Consider the following 23,318-nt stretch of genomic DNA (forward strand, 5'->3'; position numbering starts at 1 on the left):
CGTCGGGATAGGGTGACGTAAGGGCTGGCAGAACACGCTGCGATGCGACAAGAGCAGAACAGGGAAGACAGGGGCAGACGGACGATGAGCATGCGGGTTTTCGTGACGGGCGGCGCCGGGTTCATCGGGTCGCATACCGTGCTGGCGCTTCTGCGCGCGCGCTACGAGGTGCACGTCTTCGACAGCTTCGCGAACTCCTCACCCCGGGCACTGCGTCGGGTCCGCGAACTGACCGGTGCCCCCATCGGGATGACCGAGGGCGACGTGCTGGATCAAAAGGCGCTGAACGCGGCCATCGCCGCCTTCCGTCCCGACGCGGTAATCCACTTCGCCGGCCTCAAGGCGGTTGGCGAAAGCGAGGAGAAACCGCTCGATTATTTCACGGTCAACGTGCAGGGGACGGTGAACCTTCTGCGCGCGATGGACCGCAGCGGGTGCAAGACCATCGTGTTCTCGTCCTCGGCCACCGTCTATGGCGAACCGGTCTACCTGCCCTTCGACGAGGCCCACCAGATCGCCCCGATGAATCCTTACGGCCGAACCAAGGCGTTCGCGGAAGGGGTGATCGGTGACTGGTGCCGGGCGACCGAAGGCGCATCGGGGCTGTTGCTGCGCTACTTCAATCCGGTCGGCGCCGACGAGTCGGGCCGCATCGGCGAGGATCCGGCAGGCCGCCCCAACAACCTGATGCCGTTCATCGCGCAGGTGGCGGTGGGACGGCGGCAGGCGCTGCGCGTCTTCGGCGGGGACTATCCGACCCGCGACGGTACGGGAGAGCGCGATTATATCCATGTCTCCGACCTCGCCCGCGCCCATCTCGCGGCGCTGGAATACTCGGTCGACTCGACCGGGTGCGAGGCGGTCAACGTGGGCACGGGGCAGGGCGTGACGGTGATGGAACTGATCCGCGCGTTCGAGGCGGCCACTGGCCGCGAGATCCCCCACAGAATCGTCGAGCGTCGGCCCGGCGACCTTGCCAGCTATTATTCCTCGACCGAACGCGCGAAATCCCTGTTGAACTGGGAAGCCAGGTTCGGGATCGACGACATGTGCGCCACCACGTGGAAATGGCAGAGCGAGAATCCCAACGGCTATCGCGACGGCTGACCGCTCAGAACCGGGTGCGCTTGAACACGGGTTCGGGCAAAGCGCGCACGACGGCCATAATCCACCGCCACCGTCGCTTGACGTAGATGACGTCCCTTTCCGCTTCGACCGCGGCGAAGATCGCGCGGGCGACATCTTCGGGTTGCGCGGTCAGGGCCGGCGGCAGGTCGCGCCCCGCGACCATCGGCGTGTCGACGAAGCCGGGCAGGACGGTCGTGACGCCGACCCCGGTGCCGTGCAGCCGGTTGCGCAGGCCCGACAGGAACGCTGTGAACCCCGACTTCGCGGCGCCGTAGACATAGTTCGACGCCCGACCCCGCTCCCCTGCCACCGAAGAGACTCCGACGATCCGCCCCGAACCCCGCGCCTCGAACCGCCCGGCCAGCCGCTCCAGATGCAGGGCGGGGCCTTCGAAGTTCGACCGCAGGATCAGCGTCGCGAAGTCCGCATCGCGCTGGGCGGTCTCCTGCTCTCCCAGAAGGCCGACGGCGCACACCACGACGTCGGGAAGCGCGGGCAGATCCGCCATCACCTCGTCGATGGCGTCGGGATCCAGCGCGTTGTAGTCGTGCAGGGTCACCTCGACCCCGAGGCGGATCGCGATGTCGTCGCGGTCCGCCTGAAGGCGCGAGGGCCCGCGCAACGCCAGGTGCAGGGTCCAGCCTTCTGCGGCAAAGCGGCGCGCGGTGGCCATGGCAATCGCCGAATGCGCGCCGAGGATCAGGACGGAGCGGCTCATAGGGCCAGCCTTTCGGATTGGACGGATCGGAACGCGTCGGACAGGCCGGAGCGCGCACGCATCTCGCGCAGGCGGGCCGCACGTGGGTCGGCGGCATGCAGGGTTTCTGCCGTCATCCGGGCATCCTTGGCCAGGTAGAACCGCCCGCCATGGTCCAGCACGATGCGGTCCAGCCGGTCGATCAGCTGAAGCGCCCGCCGCGTCGCCGGGAAATCCAGGGCCAGCGTGTACCCCTTCATCGGAAACGAAAACGCGCCCTCCGCCACGCCCATCCGCTTCAGCACGGCCAGGAAACTGCCGGTCCCGGAGCGTGCGATCGCATCCAGAAGGGCGGACAGCCCGACCCGCGCACCGGCGTCGGGCAGGGCGCACTGGAACTGCACGAACCCTTTGCGCCCATAGGCCCGGTTCCAGCCGAGGATGGCATCCAACGGATAGAAGAACCCGTCCCAGTCCACCAGGCGGGACCCAGCCGCCGCCTTGCCGCGCCGCCAGTAGGCCGCGTTGAAGGCCCGCGCGGTCCAGCCGTTCAGAAGCCCTGAGGGCAGGTCGACCGGCAGGGTTCGCGTCCGGCGGGCTGGCGGGAACGGCGCGCGCGCCCCGATCTCGGCGCGGCCCGCGTGTTCCCCCAGCATCAGCAGCGCCCGCCCCCGGTGGGGCCCGCGTGCAAGGCAGTCGATCCACGCCACCGAATACGTCGCGCTGGCATGGGTGTCGAAGGCCCGCATGACGGCGTCCAGATCGGCGCAGGGCAGGGTGGTCTGGCGGATCCACCCGCTCTCGACCCGGCGCAGGCGGATGGCGGCGCGCGTGACGATCCCCGTCAGGCCCATGCCGCCCAGCGTCCAATCGAACAGCTCCGCGTTCTCCTGGCCCGAGCATCTCTGCGTTGTCCCGTCGGGGCCCAAAAGGTCGAACCACGCGACCGAGGCGCGGAAGGCCCCGTCGCGATGGTGGTTCTTGCCGTGCACGTCCGATGCGATCGCCCCGCCTAGCGTGACGGTCTTGGTTCCGGGGGTTACCATGGGAAACCAGCCGCGCGGAAGGAAGACCTCGACGATCTCGCCCAGCGTGACGCCGGATTCGGCGACCAGAAGCCCCTCGGCCTCGTCGAACGCGATCATGCGGTTCAATCGCCCGGTTCCCACTGTCCGCCGGAGCGAGATCGCGGCATCTCCATAGGATCGCCCCGCCCCCCGCGCGATCACGGGACCCCCCGCAAGCGCGGAAGCCAGATCGCCCGGCGCCGGTTGCGACAGCGGGGCCGGATAGCGCGCGTACCGTCCCCACCCGGTCAGGGTCACGTCAGCACCCCGCCCAGCGCGAACCCGATCACCGCCGCCAGGCACAGCCCGCTTGCGCCGTCGCGGATCGCATAGACCAGCGGGTCGTCATGCATCTGGCCGCGATGCGCCTTCATCACCATGCGGGTGACCCAGAACAGAAGGACCCCGCAAATCCCCCAAAGCGGCGCGGGATTGCCATAGAGTTCCAGCACCTCGGGACTATCGAGATACAACGCCAGCACCAGTACCGCCACGAACCCCGAGGACAGCGCGATCATCGACACGATCGACAGGTCGTCCGCGCGATACCCACGCCCCGCGGTCGCCAGCCCGTTCCTGTTCGCAAGATCCACCAGCTCGGCCTGGCGTTTCACAGCTGCGAGCGAGAAGAAGATGAAGATCGAGAATGCCAGAAGCCAGACCGACATCGGAATGCCCGTCGCCACGGCCCCCGCCACGATCCGCAGCGTGTAAAGACCGGCAAGCGTGCAGATATCCACGACGACCTCCCGTTTGATATACAGCGAATAGGCCGTCGTCAGAACGGCATAGGCCAAAAGAAGCGCCAGAAAGCCCGGTCCCAGCAGAAGGGCCAGCACGGCCGAGCCTGCAAACAGGCCGGCCGCCATCCAGCTTCCGTGGCGCAGCGGAACGGCGCCGGACGCGAAGGGCCGAAACTTCTTTCGTGGATGGGCCCGGTCGGCCGCCAGATCCAGAAGATCGTTCAGGCAGTAGACGGCGGATGCCATCAGGCTGAAGGCCAGAAATGCCAGACACGCGGCCAGAACCGTGCCGGGCCAAAAATCCTGGGCTGCCAGCAGCGGCACGAAACACAGAAGGTTCTTTGCCCATTGATGGGGCCTCAGCGCCATGAGGTACGACCCGGGCGTAACCGGGTCCGCCGTCCGTTCCTGCAAGATGGCATCAGTGCCGAAGGTGGCGGGCAAGGTGCCGGGACCGCGAATCTCGTCGAACAGGTCGAGATGCGCCGCGATGCGCAGGGCCAGCCTGCGGTCTGCGCCGGTGAGGACAACGTACCATCCGTCTTCCCGGGCCCGATGCAGGCGGTGGAGCACGGCCTCGTCGAAGGGAAGCGTGTCGACGTCGATATGACGCGGCTCTCTCCCGCCGCGACGCATGGCCGCCAGGGTGCCTTTCCAGTCCTTCGCCATGCCAGCCCAGAACAGCTCGAACCTCAGTTCGGTCCGTAGCAGCGTGTCGAGATCGACCAGAAGCGTCTGGCGGGTGTCGGACTGTCGAAGCGGCACGTTCACGGAAAAAGGGTCCTTTCCTGTCTCCCTCCATCACGCCACGGGAATGTGTTCAAAATTTGGACATGACTCGCCCAATATCAGGTGATTGTCCCTGATCCGGCACAGATCGACTGCGCCGTTCAGTTCTGCCCCTTGTCCAGGGCATCCTTCAGCCCCGCGAAGGGTTTGAGGTCGTCGTCCCGGATGGGTTCGGCCCCTTTCGGCAGGCTTTCGGCCTCCACCGGTGCGGTTCCTTCAGCGCGGGGATAGGGTGGGATCGCCAGGATCAACTCTTCGGTCAGAAGCGCCATCAGATCCAGCACCGAGGGCAAGGGTTCGTCCGCGGTCTCGTCGGGCATCTCCTGCTCGGCGGCCAGTTCCTCGTCGTAGGCGGCAAGATACCGTCGGTCCACCGACTCGTCCACGCGGGTCGTCACAGGCTCTAGCGTGACGCCGCAAGGTTGAACGATCGTCGCGCCCAGCGTCGCCTCCAGCTCCCAGTCCCGGGTGCCCGTCGGGCGCAGTTCCCCGGCCAGGCGCAGCTTGCGCAAGGCGGTCAGGTCCAACTCCTGGGCCAGAAGGGAGCAGGTCTGGGCATCGGGACGCAGGTCGAAGCTGCGCGGGGTCCGCTCGCGGGCGCCGGTCAGGCGGATCTTCGTGTCGCTGTCTGGCATCCGGGTCTCCATTCTTGAACGTTGGGCGATATTCGATGTAGTCAGCCGAAGGCACATGGGGCAAGGGACCGAAATGATCGCGATGAAGTCAGTCCTGCGGAATGCGACGGGTCTATCCTTGGCGCTTTTCCTCGCCGCCTGTTCCGCCGTCTACGAAAACCACGGCTATGTGCCCCCCGACGATCTGCTGAACGAGCTTCAGGTCGGCGTCGACAGCCGCACCGAAGTTGCCAGCGCCGTAGGTCGACCCACAGCGACCGGCGTGATGGGCGCAGAAGCCTGGTACTACGTGCAAAGCCGGTTTCGCCGCTATGGCTACCAGGCCAAGGAAGAGGTGGACCGCGAAGTCGTCGCGATCACCTACAACGATGCCGGCACCATCGCGAACATCGAACGCTTCGGGCTGGAAGACGGCCGGGTTGTTCCGATCTCCCGCCGCGTGACGTCGACGAACACGCAAGGCATCAGCTTCCTGCGTCAGCTCTTCCGCAACATCGGTAACTTCAACCCGGCCGACTTCCTGGGCGATTAATCTTTCGGCCGGAAGTCCAGCGCCACGCCGTTGATGCAGTACCGCAACCCGGTGGGCTTCGGCCCGTCGGGGAAGACGTGGCCCAGATGCGCCTCGCACTTCGCGCAATGAACTTCCGTGCGCCGCATGAAGAAGCTGCGATCCTCCTTGGTCTCGACGTTCTCTTCCGAGAACGGCTCGTAGAACGAGGGCCAGCCGGTGCCGCTTTCGAACTTGTGGTCCTTGTCGAAGACCGGCGTGCCGCAGCACACGCAGTTGAACGTGCCGGGGCCGTCGGGGAAATCCTCATGCGTGCCCGCCCGCTCGGTCCCGTGCTTGCGGGTCACCTTGTAGGCCTCGGGCGACAGCTCGGCGCGCCATTCCTCGTCAGATTTCTGAATCTTGTTCATCGTTACCTCGATCGGGGTGTCACGGAACCGTCGCAGTGGTTCCGCTATTGCTTTGGCAGTGAATGTAAGCACCAGTGAACATCATGGAAGGGTGGGGCGCGACGTGACCGTTCTGGCCAAGGGCCGCTACAGGGCCGTCGAGGCGGCCACGCCGGGGGCACTCCGCCGGTGCCTGTCTCTTCGCGCGCAGGTCTTTCCCGCGGACGGCACGCATGGCTTCGACGAATACGACGACCGGTGCCGCCATATGCTGGTCGAGGACGCGGCAACGGGCGAGGCCGTCTGCACCTTCCGCCTTCTCCCACTGCGCGACGGGTCGGAGGTCGCCCGCTCCTACTCTGCACGCTATTACGAGCTTGAGAACCTGACCGGCTTTCAGGGTCCGATGGTCGAGCTTGGGCGCTTCTGCATCCATCCAAATGCGAAAAACGCCGATGTCCTGCGCGTCGCCTGGGGCGCGCTGACCCGGATCGTCGATGACGAAGGGGTCGAGATGCTATTCGGCTGCGCCTCGTTCCAGGGTACGGACGCCCAGCGCCACGCCGATGCCTTCGCGCTTTTGCACCAGCGCCACGTCGCCCCGCCCCGGTGGCTGCCGCGCGTCAAGGCGCCGCGGGTCGTCGACCTGGCGCGCGCGCTGCGCCGCCCGCTGGACCCAAAGCGCGCCATGGCCGCGATGCCTCCGCTTCTGCGCACCTATCTCACGATGGGCGGGTGGGTGTCGGATCATGCCGTGGTGGATAGGGAGATGGACACGATGCACGTCTTCACCGGGGTCGAGATCGGGGCGATCCCGCCCGCGCGCCAACGTCTTCTGCGCGCGGTCGCCGGCTGAGATTTTCGGTCCGAAACTCTCCGCCCGGGATCGACGGACAGCTCCTTATTCCTTCTCGGTGGTGAAGGTCAGGGGATAACCCTCGTCCTGCCCCATCCGGTTGGCCTGCGCGCTCTTCTCCTCGGCAATCTCGCGGGTGAAGACCGCCACCACCGACGCACCTAGCTGATGCGCGGTCAGCATGACGCCCAGCGCTTCGCCCTCGCTCATCCGGAACACCCCCTGAAGCACCTTCGTCACGAAATCGCGCGGCGTGAAGTCGTCGTTCAGCAAGATCACCTTGTACAGCGGCGGGCGCTTGGGCTTGGCCTTTTCCTCGGGGCGCTTGATGGTTTCCGTCTCGGACATGGCCGGGGATATAGCGCGCGCCCTTGATGGGACCGCCCGCTGCGTCTACCTCGCGCACATGGCACGCGCACCCCTCCTCCAGCTTTCCGACATTTCCCTCACGTTTGGGGGCGATCCCGTCTTTTCCGAGCTCGACCTCGTGGTCCAGCCAGGCGACCGAGTCGCGCTTGTTGGGCGCAACGGGTCGGGTAAATCCACCCTGATGAAGGTCATGGCCGGACTGATCGAGCCTGATCGCGGCGATCGGGTCCTCTCGCCCGGCACCACCACCGGCTACATGGAGCAGGAGCCGACCATGGAAGGCTTCGCCACATTGGGCGATTTCGCGACCTCCACGCTGGACCCGGCCGAGGCCTACAAGGTTGAAATGGTCGCCGACGACCTGACCTTCGACCCCGCGACCGAGCCGTCGAAGGCCTCGGGCGGCGAACGGCGCCGCGCGGCGCTGGCCAAGCTTCTGGCCGAGGCGCCCGAACTGATGCTGCTGGACGAGCCGACGAACCACCTCGATATCCGCGCCATCGCCTGGCTCGAGGATCAGCTGAAATCGACCCGCTCGGGCTTCGTCCTCATCAGCCACGACCGGGCTTTCCTGCGTAATCTCACGAAAGCGACCCTCTGGATCGACCGCGGCGCCGTCCGCCGGCAGGAAAAGGGGTTCGAGAATTTCGAGGACTGGCGCGACAAGGTGTGGGAGGACGAGGACATCCACCGCCACAAGCTCGACCGCAAGATCAAGGCCGAGGCGCGCTGGGCCGTGGAAGGCATCAGCGCCCGGCGCAAGCGCAACCAGGGCCGGGTCCGCGCGCTTCAGGACCTGCGCGAGACGCGCTCGAACATGGTGCGCCGTCAAGGCACGGCGGCGATGGACCTGGAAAGCGGCCAGCAGTCCGGCAAGAAGGTGATCGAGGCCGAGGATATCGCGAAATCCTACGGCGACCGTACCATCCTGCGCCCGTTCTCGATCAAGATCGGGCGCGGCGACCGTGTGGCCTTCGTCGGGCCCAACGGCGTCGGCAAGACCACTTTGCTGAAGATGCTCACGGGCGAGATCGAGCCCGACGAGGGTCGCGTGAAGCACGGCACCAACCTCGAAATCGCCGTCTTCGACCAGGCCCGGGCGCAGCTTGACCCCGAGATGTCGCTTTGGGATAGCCTGACCGGCACGCCCGAAATGCGCGTGGGCGGCGCGGCCGACCAGGTGATGGTGCGCGGCACGCCCCGCCATGTCGTGGGCTACCTCAAGGACTTCCTCTTCTCCGAAGCGCAGGCCCGCGCGCCGGTCCGGTCCCTTTCGGGGGGCGAAAAGGCGCGGCTGCTGCTTGCGCGACTGATGGCCAAGCCCTCGAACCTTCTGGTCCTGGACGAGCCAACCAACGATCTGGACATCGAAACGCTGGACCTTCTTCAGGACCTCTTGTCTGACTACGACGGCACCGTCCTTCTGGTCAGCCACGACCGCGATTTCCTCGACCGGGTGGCGACGCAGACCGTCGCGTTCGAGGGGGAAGGCCGTGCGATGGCCTATGCCGGCGGCTGGTCCGACTATCTGGACCAGAAACCTGACGACCGGGGCATGACCGATCCGCAGAAGCCCGCCCCCAAGCCCAAGGCAGCCGCGCCCGCCGCGCCTGCGCCGTCGAAAAAACTCAGCTTTACCGAGTCGCATCGCCTGAAGACTCTTCCGGACGAGATCGCGCGCCTTGAAGGCGAAATCGAGAAGCTCGAACAACTTCTCGCTGATTCGGATCTCTTCACCCGAGAGCCCGTGAAGTTCAAAAAGGCGACCGAGGCGCTGTCGGACCGGCAGACCAAGCTCTCCGCAGCCGAAGACGAATGGCTGATCCTAGAGGAAAAGTCGCAAAGCTGATCACGTCCTCTTGAGGACTGGAACTTCACCCACAGAAATACGGCAAATCCCCGCCTAGACCGTGTTTTTTTTATCGCACTCGCCGGTCATCCCGTTACAGGTGCATGGAACTCGACCGGTCATAGGGCGTCTATCGTGCAGGTGTCCGGGACAGTTGAATGCGCATCAGCGCAAGGACATCGTAAGAGTTAAATGGAGCAGAACATGAAGTTCATCACTACAGCCGCAGTTGGCGCCCTGTTCGCCGGTTCCGCCTATGCCGGCGGCGTCACCCCGGCACCGGTCGAGCCCATGGTTATGACCCCCGCGCCCGTCGTCATGTCGAACGACTGGACCGGTGGTTATGCCGGTCTCTCGCTCGGCTATGGCGGCGTGAATGTCGACGGCGACGTCTTCGCCGACCTTGATGACGACGACGACGATGACGATGAAGACGATCTCATCAACTTCGACATCGACGGTGACGGCGTCATCGGCGGCGCGTTCGCCGGTTACCAGTACGACTTCGGCAACTTCGTTCTGGGCGGCGAACTCGACCTGAACGCGGCGAACCTCGACTTCGACGACGACGACTTCTTCGGCGACGACCTGAACGTCGACTTCGACGACGATGGCGACACCGATGACGGCGGCGCGTCCTTCGATCAGATCCACCGCCTGAAGCTGCGCGCCGGTTACGACGCGGGCAACACGCTGATCTACGGTGTGGTCGGTGCGGCCTATGCCGAAGCCGAAATCTTCGACGAAGACTACAGCGACACCGGCTACGTGCTGGGTGCTGGTGTGGACTATAAGGTTGCCCCGAACGTCACCGTCGGCGGCGAAGTTCTCTACCACGAGTGGAACGACTTCGACGACACCGGCGCCGACTTCGACGCGACCACGGTTCAGGCCCGCGTGGCCTACCAGTTCTGATCCCACACGGATCTGAACGTGATGAGGGGCCGGTCCGACCGGCCCCTTTTTCGTGTCCGCCCTTGCCTTGACCCTGCGATCTTGCGACACCCCCGTCGCCAGCCGCACGGGAACAGACCGATGATCCGCCTGACCAACTCCGCCGCCCGCGAAAAGCAGGATTTCGTTCCGCTCGACCCGGAAAACGTGCGGATGTATGTCTGCGGTCCCACCGTCTACGACCGCGCGCATATGGGGAACGCACGCTCGGCCGTGGTCTTCGACACGCTCTATCGTCTGTTGCGCCACACCTATGGCGCGGACCACGTGACCTACGTGCGAAACATCACGGACGTGGACGACAAGATCAACGCGCGCGCCGCAGAAAGCGGCCGGTCCATCACCGACATCACCGCCGAGACGACCCGCTGGTACGAGGATGACATGGCCGCCCTCGGCTGCTTGCCCCCCGACCAGCAGCCCCGCGCCACCGCTTATATCGACCCCATGATCGCGATGATCCGGGGCCTGATCGACGCTGGTCACGCCTATGCGGCCGACGGCCACGTCCTGTTTTCCGTCGACACCTATACGGACTACGGCAAGCTCTCGGGCCGGTCCGTCGACGACATGATCGCCGGCGCTCGGGTCGAAGTTGCGCCCTACAAGCGCGACCCGATGGATTTCGTGCTGTGGAAGCCCTCGGACGCCGGCACGCCCGGCTGGGACAGCCCTTGGGGCCGCGGCCGCCCCGGCTGGCACATCGAATGCTCGGCGATGTCCGAGGCGCTTCTGGGCCGCACCTTCGACATCCACGGCGGCGGCGGCGACCTGATGTTCCCCCACCACGAGAACGAGATCGCCCAATCCGCCTGCACCCATGACGGCGCGCCCATGGCCCGCTATTGGCTGCATAACGAGATGTTGCAGGTCGAGGGGCGCAAGATGTCCAAATCGCTGGGCAATTTCTTCACCGTGCGCGACCGCCTGGACGAGGACACGCCGGGCGAGGTCATGCGCTTCGTCCTGCTGTCGACCCACTATCGCAAACCCATGGACTGGACCGAGGAGAAGGTCCGCACCGCCGAGGTCAGCTTGCGCAAGTGGCACGCCCTAACAGCGGATGCGACGCCCGGCACGCCGGATCCGCAGGTTGTCGATGCGCTGTCCGACGATCTCAACACCGCCGGGGCCATCGCGCGGCTGCATCGCATCGCCGCCATGGTCGAGACGGGCGAAGCACCGTCCGGCGACCTTCTGGCCTCGGCCCGCCTGACCGGCCTACTGACTGAAGGCATCGGCGACTGGGCCGCTGCCGTGGACCTGTCCGCGCTGGAAACCCGCCTGGCGCAGGCGCGCGCCGAGGCGATGGAAACCAAGGATTTCTCACAGGTGGACGCGATGAAGGCCGCCCTGGCCGATGCAGGGGTCGAGGTCCGCATGTCCCGCAATGCCGTGGCTTTGACCCCGGCCGCAGGGTTCGACGCGGAGAAACTGAAGGCCCTGTCGTGACCGAACGCCTCTATCTCTACGACACCACCTTGCGCGACGGGCAGCAGACCCAAGGGGTGCAATTCTCGGTCGAAGAAAAGAAGACCATCACCGCCATGCTCGACACGCTGGGCGTCGATTACATCGAAGGCGGCTGGCCCGGTGCCAACCCCACGGACAGCGCGTTCTTCGACACCGTCGCCCCCACCCGTGCCACCATGACCGCCTTCGGCATGACCAAGCGCGCGGGTCGCTCCGCCGCGAATGACGACGTTCTGGCCGCCGTTCTGAACGCGCGAACCCCGTCCGTCTGTCTCGTCGGCAAGACCCATGATTACCACGTCGCCACCGCGCTGGGCATCACGAACGACGAGAACCTCGAGAACATCCACGCCTCGCTGTCCCATATCGTCGCCGAGGGGCGCGAGGCGCTGTTCGATGCGGAACATTTCTTCGACGGCTATGCCTCGGACCGCGACTATGCTCTGTCCTGCCTGCATGCCGCATTCGACGCGGGCGCGCGCTGGATCGTGCTGTGCGACACCAACGGCGGCACGCTGCCCGGCCGCATCGCCGACATCGTCTCGGAGGTCATCGCCAGTGGCATCCCCGGCGACCGTCTCGGCATCCACACCCATGACGACACCTCCATGGCCGTCGCCGGATCGCTGGCCGCGGTCGAGGCCGGGGTGCGCCAGATTCAGGGCACCCTGAACGGCCTGGGCGAACGCTGCGGCAATGCCGACCTCGTCTCGATCATTCCGACGCTTGCGCTGAAGGAGCCCTATGCCTCCCGCTTCGACATCGGCGTAGATGAAGCGGGGCTGCAATCGCTGACCCGCGTGTCGAACCGGCTGGACGATCTGCTGAACCGCGTGCCGCGCCCGAACGCCCCTTACGTCGGCAGTTCCGCCTTCGCGCACAAGGCGGGCCTGCACGCCTCGGCCATAGCCAAGGACCCGGCGACCTACGAACACATCGCCCCTTCGGCCGTCGGCAACCGCCGCGTCATCCCCATGTCGAATCAGGCCGGGCAGTCGAACCTGCGCGCCCGGCTTCTGGACATGGGACTAAAGGTCGAAATGGGCGATCCCCGTCTGTCGCAGATCCTGCAAGAGATCAAGGAATGGGAAGACGCCGGCTATTCGTTCGACGAGGCGCAGGCCAGCTTCGAGCTGATCGCCCGCCGCGTCTTGGGCCAGCTTCCCGGGTTCTTCGTCGTCGACTGGTATCGCGCCATCATCGCCCACCGCGCGGGTACGGGCGGAGTCGATCACTCGTCCGAGGCCAGCCTCCAGGTCCGCATCGGCGAGCGTGTGGAACTCAGCCACGCCTTCGGTGGCCAGATCCTCGGCAAGGACAGCGGTCCGGTCGACGCGCTGCACCGCGCGCTGAAGGCCGCGCTGGTGCCCTATGCCGACGCCATGGCCGACATGCACCTTGTCGATTTCCGGGTCCGCATCTCGGGGCAGGGGACCGAGGCGGTCACCAAGGTCATCATGAAGTCGGCCGACGGGCAGGGCCGCAACTGGTCCAGCGTCGGCGTCTCGGCCAACATAATCGAGGCCTCGTTCGAGGCGCTGGTCGACGCGGTGAACTGGAAACTGATCCGCGACGCGGTGCCGGCGTGACCGTGCCGCTGTCCGGCATCCTACCCGGCGTTTGTCCGGCGCTTGTCCGGCACGTGACCGGCAACCACCCGGCGCAGGCCCGGCCCTTGTCCGGCGCGGGTCCGACGGATGTCCGGCGTTTGCGGGACGGGTTTTGAGCGTCAATGCCTGTGCCGAGATCGTCCGCGCGGGCGATCCGGACCGCTTCCTTGCGGCCATGGCCGCCCCCCCCGCGGCCCGCATGGTCCTGTTCCCGATCTATGCGCTGAACGTCGAAGCCGCCCGGGCCCCGTGGGTCACGGCCGAACCGATGATCGCCGAGATCCGCCTGCAATGGTGGCGCGACGCCCTGTCCGAGATCGCCGAAGGCATGCCCCCGCGCCGCCACGAGGTGGTCGAGCCGTTGGCTCAAGCCCTTGATTCCGAAGGGGCAAACCTGCTCGACGCCGCCGTTGTCGCCCGCCGGTGGGAGATCTCGCGCGAACCCTTCACTTCGACCGAGCAGCTTGTCGCGCATATCGAGGCGATCGCCGGCGCGCTGATGTGGACCGCCGCCCGCGCCCTGGGCGCGACGGACGAGGATGCCGTGCGCGGCACCGGCTTCGCAGGCGGGCTTGCGGGGTGGTTCACCTCGGTCCCCGACCTGACGGCGCGCGGCCTGCAACCCCTTATGAACGAGGGAGAATCCGAGATCCGCGACCTTGCCCGCATGGGCCTCGACCGCCTGTCCCGGGTCAGCCGTGCCGCCCACCCCGCCGCCCTCGCCGCGTGGGAGGCCCGCCCGGTCCTGTCGGCCGCCCTGAAGGATCCGTCCCGCGTTCGGGACGGCACCCTGACCCGCGCCCCAGCTTTGCGCCGTTTGCGCCTGATGCGCATGGCCGCGCTGGGACGCTGAACCTATATTGCCAATGATTCAGGTTTGTTACGCCGGGTTCGGTCGGAACCTCAGCCAGATCAGCGCCGATCCCGCCAGTGCCAGAAGCGGCAGCATCGCCAGGTTCACCGCCGTCCACCCCTCGACCGCCGATCCACCGGCGCAGTTCATTAGCCCGCCCGAGGCCAGCGAGGCCAGCGTCACGCAGCCGAAGACCAGGAAGTCGTTCAGCCCCTGCACCCTGCCCCGTTCCGCGGCCGCATGGGCCGAGGACAACATCGACGTGGCCCCGATGAAGCCGAAATTCCACCCCAATCCCAACAGGATAAGGGCGATATAGAAGTTTCCGAGCTCGACCCCCGACAGTGCCACCAGCCCCGCCCCGGCGATCAGGCAAAGCCCCACCGACACGATCCGCGCCGCCCCGAACCGGGCGATCAGATGCCCCGTGAAGAACGACGGCCCGTACATCGCCAGCACGTGCCCCGTAACGATATCGGCCGCAGCATCACGCGAAAACCCGCATCCGACGACCGCCAGCGGCGTCGATGTCATCATCAGGTTCATCAGCGCATAGCTGACCATGGCACAGATGATCGCCACCCCGATGATCGGGGTCTTCAAAAGCTCAATCCGCGTGCGCCCAGCGGGCGCGTCTTTTTCGGGCACCGGCGGACGCGGGATCCGCAATCCCAGGAACAGCGCAGCGCCGACCAAATTCAAGACGATGATGCCCAGATATGTGCCGAAAAACGGCACGACATAAGCGTCAGCGGTGAACTTGGTCAGCTGCGGACCGATCACGGCCGAGGCCAGCCCACCGGCCAGAACGTAGGAGATTGCCTTGGGGCGGAACGCCTCGGACGCGGTATCCGCAGCGGCGAACCGGTAGAACCCGAGCGAGGACATGAACACCCCCGAACACAAGGACCCCAAAAGCAGAACAGGGAAGCTCCCGAGATACAGTCCAGCCGCCGCGATGGCCGCCCCCGCCGCGCCGGCCGCCGTGCCGGCCCAGAACCCCGCGCGCCGCCCGTAGCGTTGCATAAAGCCCGAAAGCGGTTGCGCCGCCAGCATCGACCCCAGCATCAGAAGTGAAATTGGCAAGGTCGCGAAACACGGGTTGGCGGCCAGCGACTGTCCCGCAAGCCCCGCGATCACGAAGATTGCGGGAAGCTGCGCGCCCAGGATCGCCTGGGCGGCGGTCAGGATCGCGACATTGCGGCGGGGCAAGGCGTCTTCGGCGTTCATATGGCCCTCGTGGCCTCATGCCGCTGCTTTTGCAAGATGGCGCCGCTTGACCTCGGGGGGTTCGGCGTCAGGATGTGTGCGCGGACCACGATACCCGCCGAATACCCCGGGGAGGAGAGACCTGATGCGGCTGTTGCTTCTGGCGGGAACGCAGGAGGCCCGGCAGATCGTGGCGGCACTGAAATCGGTGACCGGCCTGGGTCTGACGGTCTCTGTTGCGCGACCCATGCGCCCGCCCGAGGCGTTTGGTGTTGCGACCCGGATCGGCGGCTTCGGCGGGGATGACGGGTTTCGCAGCTACCTGAAGGAGGAGCAGGTCGGCGCGGTTCTGGACGCGACTCATCCATTCGCCGCGCGTGTCTCCATGCGGTCGGCCCGCATATGCCGAGAACTGGGCGTCCCCTACGGCCAGCTCCTCCGGCCGCCCTGGCTTCCCGGGCCGGGTGATCGTTGGCATTTCGCCGAGGATGAGACGGCCGCGGGCGCCTTTGTCCCGTCGGGCGTCTGCGTTTTCATAGGTACTGGCCAGCATCGGCTGGACGCCTTTGGCCCGATGCCGGGGCGTCGCGTGTTTGTGCGCCAGATCGATCATGCGCCCCTGCATCACCCACCATTCGAGGATGGCATGTGGATCGTCGGCCACCCTCCGTTCGATGCGGAAGGGGAAATCAAGTTATTCGGGGAACTCGGGATCGACTGGCTGGTCGTGCGTAACGCGGGCGGCGCGGCAAGCCGGCCGAAACTGGACGCCGCCCGGGAGCTGGGGATCGAGGTCGCCATGATCCGCCGTCCGCCGCGTCCCGAAGCTGTCAGGTTCGACACGATCGCCGGGGCTATTGCCTGGGCCCGGCGTGTGGAATAGGGGCGGGCCATGGAAGAGCGCATACTGACAGGTCCCGCCTGCATTGCGGAGGGGACGGAGTGGTTGAGCGCCCGGGACCCTTTCCTGGCGCGGGCGCGGGCCGAGACGGGGCCATGGCCGGACCGCCTTCGATCAGGGGGATTTCCCGCCCTTGTTCAGGCCATCGTCAGCCAGCAAGTCAGCGTCGCCTCGGCCAAAGCCATCGGTGCGAGGGTGGAGGCTGCGGGGCTGTTGGACCCTGATGTCGTCCGATCCGCGCCGGACGAAGATCTGAAGACTGTCGGTCTGTCCCGTCCGAAAGCGCGGTATATCCGTGCTTTGGCCGATGCACAGCTGGATTTCGAAGGCTTGGCCCGCCAGCCGACCGATGAGGTGGTCCAGACGCTGGTGGCCGTACCCGGTATCGGGCGCTGGACGGCCGAGATCTATGCGCTGTTCTCGCTCGGCCGGGCCGACGCATTTCCCGCCGGGGATCTTGCCTTGCAGGAAGCCGCGAGACTTCTTTTCGGCTTGGAAGCGCGCCCGCGAGAGGCTGCGTTGCGCGCCATGGCCGAACCGTGGCGCCCGTGGCGCGGGGTCGCCGCGCGCGGCCTCTGGGCATGGTATGCCGTGGCGAAATCGCGCGAAGGTATCGTGTAGGCGGCGGCGTTGTCCTTCGCGGTGTTCGCGCGTAAGCCGATCCCGACTGCAAACGGCACGGAGGTTCCGATGGCACGGACACTGGAAAGCAAGCGCAAGGGGCCGGCACCCGGTACTGCCAGATCGATCGTGGTCTTCTTGCACGGATACGGCGCGGACGGTGCCGACCTTCTGGGACTTGCCGATCCGTTGTCGGAACACATGCCCGGAACGGCGTTTCACGCGCCCGATGCGCCTGAAAGGTCGGTGGTCAATCCGATGGGGTATCAGTGGTTTCCGATCCCCTGGCTCGACGGGTCCGACCCGGTGGAAGCGGATGCCGCGATGGATCGGGCCGCCCACGATCTGGATGGCTACCTGTCCCGCGTGCTGGAGGACGAAGGCCTGGACGCCGATCGAATGGTCGTCGTCGGCTTCAGTCAGGGCACGATGATGGCGCTGCATGTCGTGTTGCGCCGGGCCGAATCCGTGGCCGGGATCGTCGGCTTCTCGGGTCGTCTTTTGCGCCCCGAAAGCCTGGTAGACGAAATCACAAGCCGCCCGCCCGTTCTTCTTGTCCACGGCGATCAGGACGACGTGGTGCCGCCCCAGTCGTTGCCCGCCGCGGCTGAGGCGTTGCAAGGCGCCGGTCTGGACGTGTTCGCCCATGTCTCGAAAGGAACGGCCCACGGCATCGCTCCGGACGGCCTTTCCGTCGCACTGGCCTTCATGCGGGATCGCCTCGACCTCGAAGGTGGTTAATCCGCCCTTAGGAATGTGTGGTTAAATTTAGGGGGTGTCCGCAAAACGTGTTGGGCGTGAATGTTTGGGTCAACCGATCAACTTCATCTCGGCGCTGCGGACCTGTTGAAGCACCGCATCCAGAATCGATGGAAAACGAAGACGATGAGTAGAACCACCGGCAGAATGAGAGCTGAGCATGCCGCGAGAATTATCGAGAGCCCGGGAAGGCTGTAGTAGTCCTCACCGGCCAGAGGCCAGAAAGCCAAATGAAGAAGTGCGCTGGAGATCACGATGGCCACGCCCGCGAGCAAGCATGACGGAAGCATTCGTTCAGGCGCAAGACCATGACGACGCAAGCCTCTGGCAAGAACGATAGTCGAGGCAGGGACGCCCGGGCCAAACGCCACACACATTATCGTCGCGATTTCATTCAGACGGCTTTCGATACCTGCGTGATATGCCAAACTTCCAAGTGCTGGGGCACTGAAGATCACGGCGTGAACGAGCGCTGCGATGATGGTGGCTTTGCCGCTCGAAATGAGGGCCGGATGCTTGGAGCGAAGTGGCAACGGAAAGATCTCCAGAGGTTGGATACACTGGATGTGGTCCCGCAGCTAACGGCACGGAAATCGCGAGGCCAGCGGAAGGCCCGCCCGCCTTTTACGACAGTCGAATAATATCTGCGGGATTCATTCCCGCCAGCCGCACTTCCAGCCATCGGATGTAGCCGTTGAGGTTCTTCGTCGCCGGCCCACAGAACGGCTCGATGAACTTGCCATAGCGAGCGTGGAGCGAGTTCACGTTCTGGATGTGATAGCAGCCTGACGCGACACGGGTTCCGGGCTTGCTCCCGACCACGAAATGCTCCAGGCCGCGCGCCGCCGCGAGATCCTTGTAGCCATTGCCACCATCCGAGCAGAGCACGGCATCGCCCGGCACGAGGGGGGTTCATGGCGCGCTCCACGGTGGCGCTCTTGCGGTTCGGCAGTCGCCGGAAGAGGCGAGAACCACCGCGATCAGCGACGGTGAGAATAGGGAGCTGCCACCGCGAGAGGCCGCGCATCATCTTCAGCCCTTGCGTCGTGAAGTCTTCCCACCGTGGGCGCGGTGGCTTTGGAATGTTCTTCGGATCGGCGAAATGCCGGACCCATTCGCGCGATCCCTTCCGGGACTCCCGTTGGTAGGTCTCATCCGCCTCGATGATCCCCGCGAATGTCGCCGCCACGCTGCTGCTTCCGATGATCGAGAACACGAGCATCCGCCAGCGCCAGATCGTGTATTTGTTGAGGTCGAGCTGCTTGGCCAGCTTGCGCACCGATTGAGGCGCGGGGCTGCCCAGCATATCCATCAGTGCCTCCATGAACAGGTCGGGGCGATGGATGCGGCCGATAGTGCTCCCGGTTCGTCCTGAATAGGTCTTTTCGCAACCGGAGCATCGGTAGCGCTGGACCCTGGTCCGAGTGCGGCCCCACTTCTGGCGTCGCTCATCGCAGCAGAAGGGGCACTTGTGTTCTCTGTTTGTCCGTGCTTCGATCTCGGAGATCGCTTCCGTCTTTCGCCGGAGATCACGAATCTTCGTCTGGGCATCCTCGATCTGGGCCGGGTTCAGGTTGTCGAGAGCATCGAGAAGACGGCGAAAGTCGTGATGTAGCAAGGGCATCCTCCGCAGCAAAAGCAGAGTAATATAGGCTCTCCATCGTTAAGGCGAAGCGAACCAACACGGTTTGCGGACACCCCCTAAATTTATGGTCGGGAGTTGAGCGGCGTCAGGCAAGCGCGCTTTCGATGCGACAATTCCGCGTGAAGGTGGGACGCTATTGCCACGTGCTCTTGCGTATGACGTTTTTTGACGTCAATCGGGGCACCAAGTTTTGTCCCGATATCGCTAACCGGCCAGTGGCCGGAGGAGACTTGTGATGAAAGATGTACACGTGCCCCGTCCGGGCGAGACTTTGTCCGACGCCATTCTGCAGCACCTGAAGTATTCGCTCGGCAAGGACGCGGCACACGCGACCACGACCGATTGGCGAATGGCCCTTAGTCTTGCGATCCGCGACCGGATCGTCGACCCATGGTTCGCATCGACCCGCGCGACCTACGCCAAGCAGGGCAAACGGGTCTATTACCTGTCGATGGAATTCCTGATCGGCCGTCTGCTCGAAGACGCGACCGTCAACCTTGGTCTGATGGACGAGGTCGCGGAGTTCTTCGATGATCGCTCACTCGACGCACGCATGGTCATGCAGGATGAGCCCGACGCCGCCCTCGGCAACGGGGGATTGGGGCGCTTGGCGGCCTGCTTCCTGGAATCCATGTCCACGGTTGGTTGTCCGGCCTATGGCTACGGCATCCGCTACGAGCATGGGCTGTTCAAGCAAAGCTTTGAAGGCGGACGGCAAATGGAGGCGCCAGAGGACTGGTTAACCGAAGCCCACGCCTGGGAATTCGAGAGACCGGAATCGTCCTATCGCATCGGCTTCGGCGGTGCGGTCAAGGTGCTGGGCAACCGCACCGTTTGGCAACCGGAGGAGACCGTCCTGGCGCGGGCCTATGACATGCCGATGATCGGCTGGCAGGGCCGTTGGGCGAACACCCTGCGCCTGTGGTCCGCGCGACCCGAGACGGTCTTTGACCTCGACCGGTTCAACGCGGGTGACTATTACGGCGCGGCCGAGCCCGAGGCGCTTGCCCGCACGATCTCGCGGGTTCTGTATCCCGACGACACCACCGAAGAGGGCAAGCGCCTTCGTCTGAAGCAGGAGTTCTTCTTCACCGCGGCCTCCCTGCGCGACATCCTGCGCCGGTTCGAGGACGAGTATGACGACTGGTCGATTCTGCCCTCTAAGGTGGCGATCCAGCTGAACGACACCCACCCCGCCATCGCCGGCCCCGAGCTTGTGCGCCTTCTGCACGACGAGAAGGGGATGGACTTCGACGCCGCAGTGGAAGCGGCGCGCGGTTGCCTTGGGTATACGAACCACACGCTTCTGCCCGAAGCGCTGGAACGCTGGTCCATTGAGCTGATGCGCAGCCTGTTGCCACGTCACCTGCAGATCATTGAGCGGATCGACGCGGCCCATGCCGCAGCCCATCCGGACCGCAAGGTCGTGCTGATCGGCGACGGGGATGTCCAGATGGGTCCCATCGCCTTTACCATGGCGCACCGGGTCAACGGGGTTTCGGCGCTGCACACCGGTCTGATGAAAGAGACGGTGTTCGCCGAGCTGAACCGCCTGCACCCGAACCGGATCGTGAACGAAACCAACGGGATCACTCCCCGGCGTTGGGTCCTGGCGGCGAACCCGCGTCTCTCTGGCTTGATTACCGAGGCCATCGGAGATGGTTGGGTCGACGATCTGGAAGAGTTGATGCAGCTGGAGCCGATGGCGGACGATGCCCAGTTCCGCGACGAATACGCCGCGGCAAAGCGCGCCAACAAGGTGGATCTGGCCAACTATCTGGGTCAGCAGGGCTTGGCGGTCGATCCCGACGCCATGTTCGACGTGCAGATCAAGCGTATTCACGAATACAAGCGCCAGCACCTCAACATCTTGCAGACCATCGCGCTATGGCAGGAAATCAAGGACGATCCCAAGGGCGACTGGGTCCCCCAGGTGAAGGTGTTCGGCGGTAAGGCAGCGCCGGGCTACGTCTTCGCGAAGGAGATCATCTTCCTGATCAACGCGGTGGCCGAGGTGATCAACAACGATCCCGATACCAGCCACCTGCTGAAGGTCGCATATCCTGCGAACTACAACGTCACTTTGGCCGAACGCCTGATCCCCGCGGCCGAAGTCAGCCAGCAGATCTCGACCGCCGGCAAGGAAGCGTCGGGCACTGGTAACATGAAATTCGCCCTGAACGGCGCGCTGACCATCGGCACGCTCGACGGGGCCAATGTCGAGATCCGCGAGCTGGTGGGCGCCGACAACTTCTTCCTCTTTGGGATGACCGCGCAAGAAGTCGTCGCCCGGCGGCAGATCGACGACCACGCGGCCAAGGCCATCGCCGAGGCGCCGCGCCTGAAGCGCGCTATGGATGCTATCGCCTCCGGCACGTTCGGCGAACGCTTCGCATCGATCACCGAGAACGTGTCCGGCGATGACTACTTCTGCGTGGCGTCGGACTTCGCGGATTATTGGCGCGCCAGCCGCGACCTGGAAGTGGCCTATCGCGATCAGGCGGACTGGACGCGCATGGCTGTCTTGAACACGGCGCGGTCCGGGTGGTTCAGCTCGGATCGAACGATCCGTGGCTATATGTCGGATATCTGGGGGGCAGAGGCGCTGAGCGTCTGATCCCGCACGAACCCGGTCGGACGCCGATCTCGGTCGGCGTCCGTCAATCTTGGTCTATCTGGGGCAGGCGAATGGAATACCGCGACATTCAATGCCTTGACGGCTGCCCTGTATGCGGGGTGACGCCTGATGTCGCCATCCGGAAGGGCCTCGCGATATGACGCCCCGGCTTCGGATGATTGCGCTTCTGCCTTGGGCTTTGGTCCTTGCAGCCTGCGCAACCCCGCAGGAACGCTGCGTCAATGAGGCCCAAGAGCCTTACAGGACTACCCTAAAAAACCTCGCTGTGGCCGAGGGCAACCTGGCCCGGGGGTATGCGATTCACGTCCAACGCGTTCCGTACACGGTTTATGGCACCTGCTTTCGAAACACGGGCAAGCGGTCGATACCCTATGTCTGTCCGTCGACTGCCTACCGCACGATAGAGACGCCGGTTCCCATCGACGTCGCCAACGAACAGCGCAAGATTGAAGAGTTGCGGCGGACCATCCCGCAGTATCAGGCCCGGGCGACCGAAGTGATCGCCCGGTGCAATGCCGTCTATTCCGGTCAGGACTGATCAGATCGGGCGCGCGGTAATCTCATAGGAGAAGTCGGCGGGTTTAAGCGGGTCCAGCCGTCGATCACCGATCCGGGCCTCGGGGTACATCAGGAACGGCAGGGGCCCCGCATCGTCGCTGGGAAGGCGGATGTCGTGCCCGTCATTATATGCGATCCAGTTCCCTTCCCACGCGCCCAGAAGCGCTTCGCGTGCATCCACTACTTTGGGGTGCGAGAGCGGAAGGTCCCCCTGATCTTCTTGCAGCATGACCTTGCGGACGTCGGCTGGATCGGCGGGCACCCAGCCGAAATCGGACAGAAAGACCTCGGCCCGGCAATGCTGTGCCTTGGTCACGTCATCGGAACCGGCGCCGAGGCTGGTATACCCGAAGGCTGACGGGGCGACGCGCAAGCCGTACAGATCCCGGGCGGGCAATCCGGCGGCGCGGGCCAGACCGACGAACAGCGCGTTCAGGTCAGCGCATTTTCCCGTCAGGTCGCCCATGGCAAGCATGGACCCGATATCGCCCAGACCGCAGCCACGGGTTTCGGGGTTGCGCGCCGTTTCTGTGACGATCCAGTCATAGATCCGTCGGGCCGTTTCCAGATCGTCCCGGGCGCCTTCGACGATCCGGTCGGACGTCGCTTTCACAATGCCGTCCGTGGGGATGAGGTCGGTCGCGGCAGTGTATCGAGCCCGGTCTTCGGCGGACAGGGGCGCGACATCGCGCGGGGCCCCAAGGTCGACCGAACGTCCGCGCGTAGCGACCGTGGCGGTCACGATCAATTCCCGCAGTGCATCGCCCGCAGGCCATTCCGCGTGCAGAAACTCGGCCTTTTCGGTGGCGACCCGGTCCACGGTCTCGGCCGTGCCGGTCCAGGAGACATCGCCCGGTCTTTGCCAAAGCGCCGCGTCCAGGGTCGGCAGGGGAACCCACAGGTCCGCAGCCGCGCCGGTGGGAAGGGCAAAAACCGTCGTGATCTCGAACCGACGCCAATCACCGGGCGCGGGGGCATAAGCGGCATGGGTCAACTTCGGAAAAATGGCGGTTGCGGCCGCGGTGCCGAGAAACGCGCGTCTGGAAAAGTGCATCGGTTCATCC

22 protein-coding genes are annotated in these 23,318 nt (G+C 65.2%); 13 read left to right on the top strand and 9 right to left on the bottom strand.

Features of this window, described 5'->3' with window-relative positions; genetic code table 11:
- Window positions 1-84 precede the first annotated feature (84 nt).
- Complete coding sequence (gene galE, locus PAA8504_RS18420) at window positions 85-1,107, top strand: UDP-glucose 4-epimerase GalE (protein ID WP_306419544.1); 1,023 nt, start codon at window positions 85-87, stop codon at window positions 1,105-1,107.
- A gap of 4 nt (window positions 1,108-1,111) precedes the next feature.
- On the opposite strand, the gene PAA8504_RS18425 is transcribed toward galE, so the two are convergent.
- The 4 genes from PAA8504_RS18425 to PAA8504_RS18440 form a co-directional block, all read right to left on the bottom strand.
- Window positions 1,112-1,846, bottom strand: coding sequence for an SDR family oxidoreductase (locus PAA8504_RS18425; RefSeq protein ID WP_108895615.1), 735 nt, complete (start codon window positions 1,844-1,846; stop codon window positions 1,112-1,114).
- A complete protein-coding gene (locus tag PAA8504_RS18430) occupies window positions 1,843-3,150 on the bottom strand; it encodes an FAD-binding oxidoreductase (RefSeq protein ID WP_108895616.1) in 1,308 nt (435 codons plus the stop codon). Before PAA8504_RS18430 ends, PAA8504_RS18425 begins: the two co-directional genes overlap by 4 nt.
- Window positions 3,147-4,406 carry a UbiA family prenyltransferase gene (locus PAA8504_RS18435; protein ID WP_245897689.1) on the bottom strand — a complete coding sequence of 420 codons (1,260 nt, stop codon included), beginning with the start codon at window positions 4,404-4,406 and terminating at the stop codon, window positions 3,147-3,149. Before PAA8504_RS18435 ends, PAA8504_RS18430 begins: the two co-directional genes overlap by 4 nt.
- A 119-nt stretch (window positions 4,407-4,525) precedes the next feature.
- Window positions 4,526-5,059, bottom strand: coding sequence for a YceD family protein (locus PAA8504_RS18440; RefSeq protein ID WP_245897690.1), 534 nt, complete (start codon window positions 5,057-5,059; stop codon window positions 4,526-4,528).
- Window positions 5,060-5,132: 73 nt separating this feature from the next.
- Here PAA8504_RS18440 and PAA8504_RS18445 point away from each other — a divergent pair, with 73 nt between their 5' ends.
- Window positions 5,133-5,591 (top strand): outer membrane protein assembly factor BamE, encoded by a 459-nt coding sequence (locus PAA8504_RS18445; protein ID WP_181375868.1) that lies wholly within the window; start codon window positions 5,133-5,135, stop codon window positions 5,589-5,591.
- Here PAA8504_RS18445 and msrB read toward each other — a convergent pair.
- A complete protein-coding gene (msrB, locus tag PAA8504_RS18450; protein ID WP_108895619.1) occupies window positions 5,588-5,980 on the bottom strand; it encodes a peptide-methionine (R)-S-oxide reductase MsrB in 393 nt (130 codons plus the stop codon). The genes PAA8504_RS18445 and msrB overlap by 4 nt on opposite strands.
- Before the next feature lie 103 nt (window positions 5,981-6,083).
- On the opposite strand from msrB, the gene PAA8504_RS18455 reads away from it, so the two are divergent.
- Window positions 6,084-6,815: a GNAT family N-acetyltransferase gene (locus PAA8504_RS18455; RefSeq protein WP_108895620.1), complete on the top strand. Its 732-nt coding sequence runs from the start codon at window positions 6,084-6,086 to the stop codon at window positions 6,813-6,815.
- 45 nt (window positions 6,816-6,860) lie between these two features.
- Here the strand turns inward: PAA8504_RS18455 and PAA8504_RS18460 are convergent, their stop codons facing one another.
- Complete coding sequence (locus PAA8504_RS18460) at window positions 6,861-7,163, bottom strand: ATP-dependent Clp protease adaptor ClpS (protein WP_108895621.1); 303 nt, start codon at window positions 7,161-7,163, stop codon at window positions 6,861-6,863.
- Between the two features lie 58 nt (window positions 7,164-7,221).
- Between PAA8504_RS18460 and PAA8504_RS18465 the strand changes: the two genes are divergently transcribed.
- The 5 genes from PAA8504_RS18465 (at window position 7,222) to PAA8504_RS18485 (ending at window position 13,923) form a co-directional block, all read left to right on the top strand.
- On the top strand, window positions 7,222-9,033 hold the full coding sequence (locus PAA8504_RS18465) for an ABC-F family ATP-binding cassette domain-containing protein (RefSeq protein WP_108895674.1): 1,812 nt from the start codon (window positions 7,222-7,224) through the stop codon (window positions 9,031-9,033).
- Window positions 9,034-9,237: 204 nt separating this feature from the next.
- Complete coding sequence (locus tag PAA8504_RS18470) at window positions 9,238-9,948, top strand: outer membrane protein (RefSeq protein ID WP_108895675.1); 711 nt, start codon at window positions 9,238-9,240, stop codon at window positions 9,946-9,948.
- 120 nt (window positions 9,949-10,068) lie between these two features.
- A complete protein-coding gene (cysS, locus tag PAA8504_RS18475; RefSeq protein ID WP_108895622.1) occupies window positions 10,069-11,439 on the top strand; it encodes a cysteine--tRNA ligase in 1,371 nt (456 codons plus the stop codon).
- On the top strand, window positions 11,436-13,049 hold the full coding sequence (cimA, locus tag PAA8504_RS18480; protein WP_108895623.1) for a citramalate synthase: 1,614 nt from the start codon (window positions 11,436-11,438) through the stop codon (window positions 13,047-13,049). The genes cysS and cimA overlap by 4 nt, the downstream gene beginning before the upstream one ends.
- A 133-nt stretch (window positions 13,050-13,182) precedes the next feature.
- A complete protein-coding gene (locus tag PAA8504_RS18485) occupies window positions 13,183-13,923 on the top strand; it encodes a squalene/phytoene synthase family protein (RefSeq protein WP_245897691.1) in 741 nt (246 codons plus the stop codon).
- 27 nt (window positions 13,924-13,950) lie between these two features.
- Here the strand turns inward: PAA8504_RS18485 and PAA8504_RS18490 are convergent, their stop codons facing one another.
- Window positions 13,951-15,153 (bottom strand): MFS transporter, encoded by a 1,203-nt coding sequence (locus PAA8504_RS18490; RefSeq protein WP_108895624.1) that lies wholly within the window; start codon window positions 15,151-15,153, stop codon window positions 13,951-13,953.
- 124 nt (window positions 15,154-15,277) lie between these two features.
- Here PAA8504_RS18490 and PAA8504_RS18495 point away from each other — a divergent pair, with 124 nt between their 5' ends.
- The 3 genes from PAA8504_RS18495 (at window position 15,278) to PAA8504_RS18505 (ending at window position 17,395) form a co-directional block, all read left to right on the top strand.
- Window positions 15,278-16,015, top strand: a complete 738-nt coding sequence (locus PAA8504_RS18495) for a precorrin-6A/cobalt-precorrin-6A reductase (RefSeq protein WP_108895625.1) — start codon at window positions 15,278-15,280, stop codon at window positions 16,013-16,015.
- A gap of 9 nt (window positions 16,016-16,024) precedes the next feature.
- A complete protein-coding gene (locus tag PAA8504_RS18500; RefSeq protein WP_108895626.1) occupies window positions 16,025-16,654 on the top strand; it encodes a DNA-3-methyladenine glycosylase family protein in 630 nt (209 codons plus the stop codon).
- Window positions 16,655-16,723: 69 nt separating this feature from the next.
- Complete coding sequence (locus PAA8504_RS18505) at window positions 16,724-17,395, top strand: alpha/beta hydrolase (RefSeq protein WP_108895627.1); 672 nt, start codon at window positions 16,724-16,726, stop codon at window positions 17,393-17,395.
- A gap of 642 nt (window positions 17,396-18,037) precedes the next feature.
- On the opposite strand, the gene PAA8504_RS18515 is transcribed toward PAA8504_RS18505, so the two are convergent.
- Window positions 18,038-18,316, bottom strand: a complete 279-nt coding sequence (locus PAA8504_RS18515; protein ID WP_108895629.1) for a hypothetical protein — start codon at window positions 18,314-18,316, stop codon at window positions 18,038-18,040.
- A 977-nt stretch (window positions 18,317-19,293) separates the two neighbouring features.
- Between PAA8504_RS18515 and PAA8504_RS18520 the strand changes: the two genes are divergently transcribed.
- Together PAA8504_RS18520 and PAA8504_RS18525 are read left to right on the top strand one after the other, a co-directional pair.
- Window positions 19,294-21,675 (top strand): glycogen/starch/alpha-glucan phosphorylase, encoded by a 2,382-nt coding sequence (locus tag PAA8504_RS18520; protein ID WP_108895630.1) that lies wholly within the window; start codon window positions 19,294-19,296, stop codon window positions 21,673-21,675.
- 157 nt (window positions 21,676-21,832) lie between these two features.
- Entirely contained in the window at window positions 21,833-22,234 is a 402-nt protein-coding gene (locus tag PAA8504_RS18525) for a hypothetical protein (protein ID WP_245897692.1), read from the top strand.
- Here PAA8504_RS18525 and PAA8504_RS18530 read toward each other — a convergent pair whose 3' ends face one another.
- A complete protein-coding gene (locus PAA8504_RS18530) occupies window positions 22,235-23,308 on the bottom strand; it encodes a transglutaminase-like domain-containing protein (protein ID WP_108895631.1) in 1,074 nt (357 codons plus the stop codon).
- Window positions 23,309-23,318 lie beyond the last annotated feature (10 nt).

Source organism: Palleronia abyssalis (assembly GCF_900302445.1).
In the GTDB taxonomy this organism is placed as follows: domain Bacteria; phylum Pseudomonadota; class Alphaproteobacteria; order Rhodobacterales; family Rhodobacteraceae; genus Palleronia; species Palleronia abyssalis.

Excerpts from the sequence above, each read along its gene's own strand:
- galE (WP_306419544.1), top strand. The coding sequence starts at position 85 with ATGAGCATGCGGGTTTTCGTGACGGGCGGCGCCGGGTTCATCGGGTCG.
- PAA8504_RS18425 (WP_108895615.1), bottom strand. The coding sequence starts at position 1,846 with ATGAGCCGCTCCGTCCTGATCCTCGGCGCGCATTCGGCGATTGCCATG.
- PAA8504_RS18440 (WP_245897690.1), bottom strand. The coding sequence starts at position 5,059 with ATGCCAGACAGCGACACGAAGATCCGCCTGACCGGCGCCCGCGAGCGG.
- PAA8504_RS18445 (WP_181375868.1), top strand. The coding sequence starts at position 5,133 with ATGATCGCGATGAAGTCAGTCCTGCGGAATGCGACGGGTCTATCCTTG.
- msrB (WP_108895619.1), bottom strand. The coding sequence starts at position 5,980 with ATGAACAAGATTCAGAAATCTGACGAGGAATGGCGCGCCGAGCTGTCG.
- PAA8504_RS18460 (WP_108895621.1), bottom strand. The coding sequence starts at position 7,163 with ATGTCCGAGACGGAAACCATCAAGCGCCCCGAGGAAAAGGCCAAGCCC.
- PAA8504_RS18465 (WP_108895674.1), top strand. The coding sequence starts at position 7,222 with ATGGCACGCGCACCCCTCCTCCAGCTTTCCGACATTTCCCTCACGTTT.
- PAA8504_RS18470 (WP_108895675.1), top strand. The coding sequence starts at position 9,238 with ATGAAGTTCATCACTACAGCCGCAGTTGGCGCCCTGTTCGCCGGTTCC.
- cysS (WP_108895622.1), top strand. The coding sequence starts at position 10,069 with ATGATCCGCCTGACCAACTCCGCCGCCCGCGAAAAGCAGGATTTCGTT.
- PAA8504_RS18490 (WP_108895624.1), bottom strand. The coding sequence starts at position 15,153 with ATGAACGCCGAAGACGCCTTGCCCCGCCGCAATGTCGCGATCCTGACC.
- PAA8504_RS18495 (WP_108895625.1), top strand. The coding sequence starts at position 15,278 with ATGCGGCTGTTGCTTCTGGCGGGAACGCAGGAGGCCCGGCAGATCGTG.
- PAA8504_RS18500 (WP_108895626.1), top strand. The coding sequence starts at position 16,025 with ATGGAAGAGCGCATACTGACAGGTCCCGCCTGCATTGCGGAGGGGACG.
- PAA8504_RS18505 (WP_108895627.1), top strand. The coding sequence starts at position 16,724 with ATGGCACGGACACTGGAAAGCAAGCGCAAGGGGCCGGCACCCGGTACT.
- PAA8504_RS18520 (WP_108895630.1), top strand. The coding sequence starts at position 19,294 with ATGAAAGATGTACACGTGCCCCGTCCGGGCGAGACTTTGTCCGACGCC.
- PAA8504_RS18525 (WP_245897692.1), top strand. The coding sequence starts at position 21,833 with ATGACGCCCCGGCTTCGGATGATTGCGCTTCTGCCTTGGGCTTTGGTC.
- PAA8504_RS18530 (WP_108895631.1), bottom strand. The coding sequence starts at position 23,308 with ATGCACTTTTCCAGACGCGCGTTTCTCGGCACCGCGGCCGCAACCGCC.